The 2991-nt window shown below is 41.1% G+C and carries 3 protein-coding genes and 2 pseudogenes; 3 read left to right on the top strand and 2 right to left on the bottom strand.

The annotated features are described in order from the left end of the window. Positions 1-136: 136 nt before the first annotated feature. Genes QUA74_RS29460 through QUA74_RS29450 form a run of 3 tightly spaced genes read left to right on the top strand, consistent with a single transcriptional unit; the run spans position 137 to position 2328 of the window. Complete coding sequence (locus QUA74_RS29460) at positions 137-430, top strand: hypothetical protein (RefSeq protein ID WP_333336272.1); 294 nt, start codon at positions 137-139, stop codon at positions 428-430. Continuing rightward, complete coding sequence (locus tag QUA74_RS29455) at positions 420-1331, top strand: reverse transcriptase domain-containing protein (RefSeq protein WP_333336270.1); 912 nt, start codon at positions 420-422, stop codon at positions 1329-1331. The genes QUA74_RS29460 and QUA74_RS29455 overlap by 11 nt, the downstream gene beginning before the upstream one ends. After that, positions 1273-2328 carry a group II intron maturase-specific domain-containing protein gene (locus QUA74_RS29450; protein WP_333336275.1) on the top strand — a complete coding sequence of 352 codons (1056 nt, stop codon included), beginning with the start codon at positions 1273-1275 and terminating at the stop codon, positions 2326-2328. The genes QUA74_RS29455 and QUA74_RS29450 overlap by 59 nt, the downstream gene beginning before the upstream one ends. Here the strand turns inward: QUA74_RS29450 and QUA74_RS29445 are convergent. Together QUA74_RS29445 and QUA74_RS29440 are read right to left on the bottom strand one after the other, a co-directional pair. Next, positions 2230-2703, bottom strand: a pseudogene (locus tag QUA74_RS29445) (transposase); the annotation flags it as partial. The gene QUA74_RS29450 and the pseudogene QUA74_RS29445 overlap by 99 nt on opposite strands. 50 nt (positions 2704-2753) lie before the next feature. Next, positions 2754-2915, bottom strand: a pseudogene (locus QUA74_RS29440) (IS5/IS1182 family transposase); the annotation flags it as partial. Between the last annotated feature and the right edge of the window lie 76 nt (positions 2916-2991).

The raw sequence follows: 2991 nt of genomic DNA, 5'->3' as shown, positions 1-2991 counted from the left end.
CCTCACCAGTCGTGACGAAAGATGCAGCAACATTATAGAACCGCTGCTGACTGAATGCCTAGGTCTAGATATTGCGCTTTTTGTCAAGTACAATATATACCTAATTAGATGAGCTTACCCTGAAATAGCAGCTTCATTGCAACAAGAGTTGAAAGACCCCGAAGGATTTCACAGTTATCAAGAAGTTCATCTTTTGCTCTGGTTGATTAAAGGAATAGCCAGTAGTTACCAGGCTGTATATTCTTTAGTAAGAGGGGAATTAAAAAGTAAATTAAAAATTCCAAGACCTCGCAGTAGTTCTCAGAAATCTACGGCAATTAATGAATTTAAAAATAACTTGCATCAACAGATAAAAGCTCTACTAGACAAAGCTTTACCTCAAGTAAACAAATATAAAAAAGTCATCTTTTGGTGCAGTGATGAACGATAGGCTAGGACTGCATACAATTCGTCGGCGCAAGCTGACGCTTTCAGGGGTAAAGCCCATGGGGAAGCATCAATGGAAATTTGAGTGTTTTTGGCTCTATGGGGCAGTATCCATCGCTACTGGAAAAAGTTTTTTTTGGGAGTTTTCCCATTTAGACAAAGTTTGTTTTGAAGCATATTTACAACTTTTGTCAATACCATATCCTCATGAATTACACATCATTCAAGTTGATAACGCACCAGCTCATAATTTAGGTGCATCTGAATTGCCAGACAATATCATTTTACTATTTCAGCCTCCGGCTTGTCCTGAAGTAAATCCCACAGAAAGAGTGTGGGAATATCTGAAAATTTTTTTAGCTCGGTCGGTATTTAGTAATCTTGACGAACTCCGCATAAAAGTCCAGGAAGTTTTGGTATCTTTCACGCCCGCGTGTCATTGGTTTTCTCACCGGATGGTCTTGGATTTTACATTCTTTATCTCTATCACATCTTTAAAAAAATGGTATAACTCATACGGGTTCAGAGCCGGACGCTCATGCCATGATGCGATAGAGCAAATATTCACGGTAATTTGTCAGAAAGCCAAATACGTGCTAGATGCTGACATTGCCAAATGTTTCGACCGCATCGACCATGAAGCACTGCTCAAAAAATTAAATACATTCCCCACCATCCGCCGACAAGTTCGAGCCTGGTTAAAAGCGGGAGTGATGGACGGTAAGCAGTTGTTTCCAACATCTGAGGGTACACCGCAGGGTGGGGTTATTTCCCCATTATTAGCCAATATCGCCCTCCACGGGATGGAGAACCGGATAACTCAAGCTTTCCCAAAAAGGAAGGTTTATAAGGGGAAAGTACGCAGGATTTATCTCTGCTGCCCACCTAATCCGATATGCCGATGACTTCGTAATTCTCCACGAAGACATAACCGTTGTTCAAAGATGCAAAGAGATAATCTCCGAATGGTTAAAGAGTATGGGCTTAGAACTGAAGCCTAGTAAAACTCGCCTAGCCCACACCCTTGAGGAATACGAGGGAAATATCCCAGGTTTCAACTTCCTTGGGTTTAATATACGGCAATTCCCAGTTGGAAAACATCACTCTGGGAAGAATAACGGAAAATTACTAGGTTTCAAAACAATCATCACCCCAAGCCAAGAAAAGCAGAAGATACACTACGAGCAAGTAGCAAACATCATCTACGCCCAGAGAACAGCAACTCAAGAAGCGCTAATTGGAAAACTCAATCCAATTATCCGAGGATGGGCAAACTACTACTCAACCGTTGTGAGCAGTGATGCTTACGAAACTCAAGACCATTTAATCTTTTGCAAACTTAAGGCTTGGGCAAAACGCCGTCATCCCCAAAAGTCTATCCGATGGATCATCAATAGATACTGGCAGACCATTGGCGGTAACAACTGGGTATTCGCAACCAATGCAAAAAGTGAAAACTTAATGCGGTTAAGGACGCATAGCGAGACTCCAATAGTCCGTCATGTGAAAGTTAAAGGCGAGTCGTCTCCATACGACGGAAACCTGGTTTATTGGAGTACAAGAAAGGGAAAACACCTTGAAATCTCAACAAAAGAGGCAACTCTACTGAAGAGTCAAAGGGGTAAGTGTAACCACTGCGGATTGATTTTCAGAGCTGAAGACAAATGGGAAATCGACCATAAAATCCCCCGCTCCAAAGGCGGTAGGGATGAATATACCAATCTTCAGCTCTTACACAAACATTGTCACGATGTAAAAACAGCCAAAGATGGTTTGGCTGGGGGTAGTATCATTGGTAACAAGTTAAGCCTGTATGCCAGTTGTCAAGGGGATTTCAGAAGAGGTATCAAAGAAAAATTGATGATTGCCTCGCTGTCGATCGGGGAAAGGTGCAACAATTAACTTAACATTGGGCTTTCGTTGAGATTTAACAATACCTAAATCTTGGTTTTCGGGCGCGGCGAAATACTCGATCAGGTTAGTTGCCTTACCTTTTTGATGAGCTACATAAAAATGGTAAAGACCCCGGTAAATCATTTCTAAGGAAATCGAATCTATTGGTAAAGAGAGTTGGTCAGCAACGGCATCACCTAAATCAACCAAGAGTGCATAAAATATCCAAGTTCCCCAAATTTGAAGCTGGATGCCGTTGAGAGAACCTGTCCACAAATAACTTAATTCCCAGAGTCTTTTTACGGTATTAAAAGCATCTTCAATCCTCCAGCGCCTACGATATAAATCTGCGACGACATAGGGAGGTAATACATGAGTATCTAGGGTTTGCTGAATAATCGATCGCAAATCAATAACAAGAGCGATCGATATATTCAAGCTCGGTTAAAGATAAGTTTTTTGTGTATCGATTGCCCCCAATTATAATGGGGGATTATCTCCCACCCCAAATTAGGTGTTCTTTTTCCCAATAGACATAAAAACATACAAAAAACCCGACGCCACCAGGTAGAAAGGTTCATGACTAGAAAAGTGATAAGCTGTTGTACCTTTAAATAGGGTATAATAAAAATTAAGTTTAGTCAATTTTTACAAAAATGCCAGCCAAAAACC

Source organism: Microcoleus sp. LAD1_D3, from assembly GCF_036702135.1.
GTDB lineage: Bacteria > Cyanobacteriota > Cyanobacteriia > Cyanobacteriales > Microcoleaceae > Microcoleus.
This window is presented reverse-complemented; position numbering and strand designations above follow the sequence as displayed.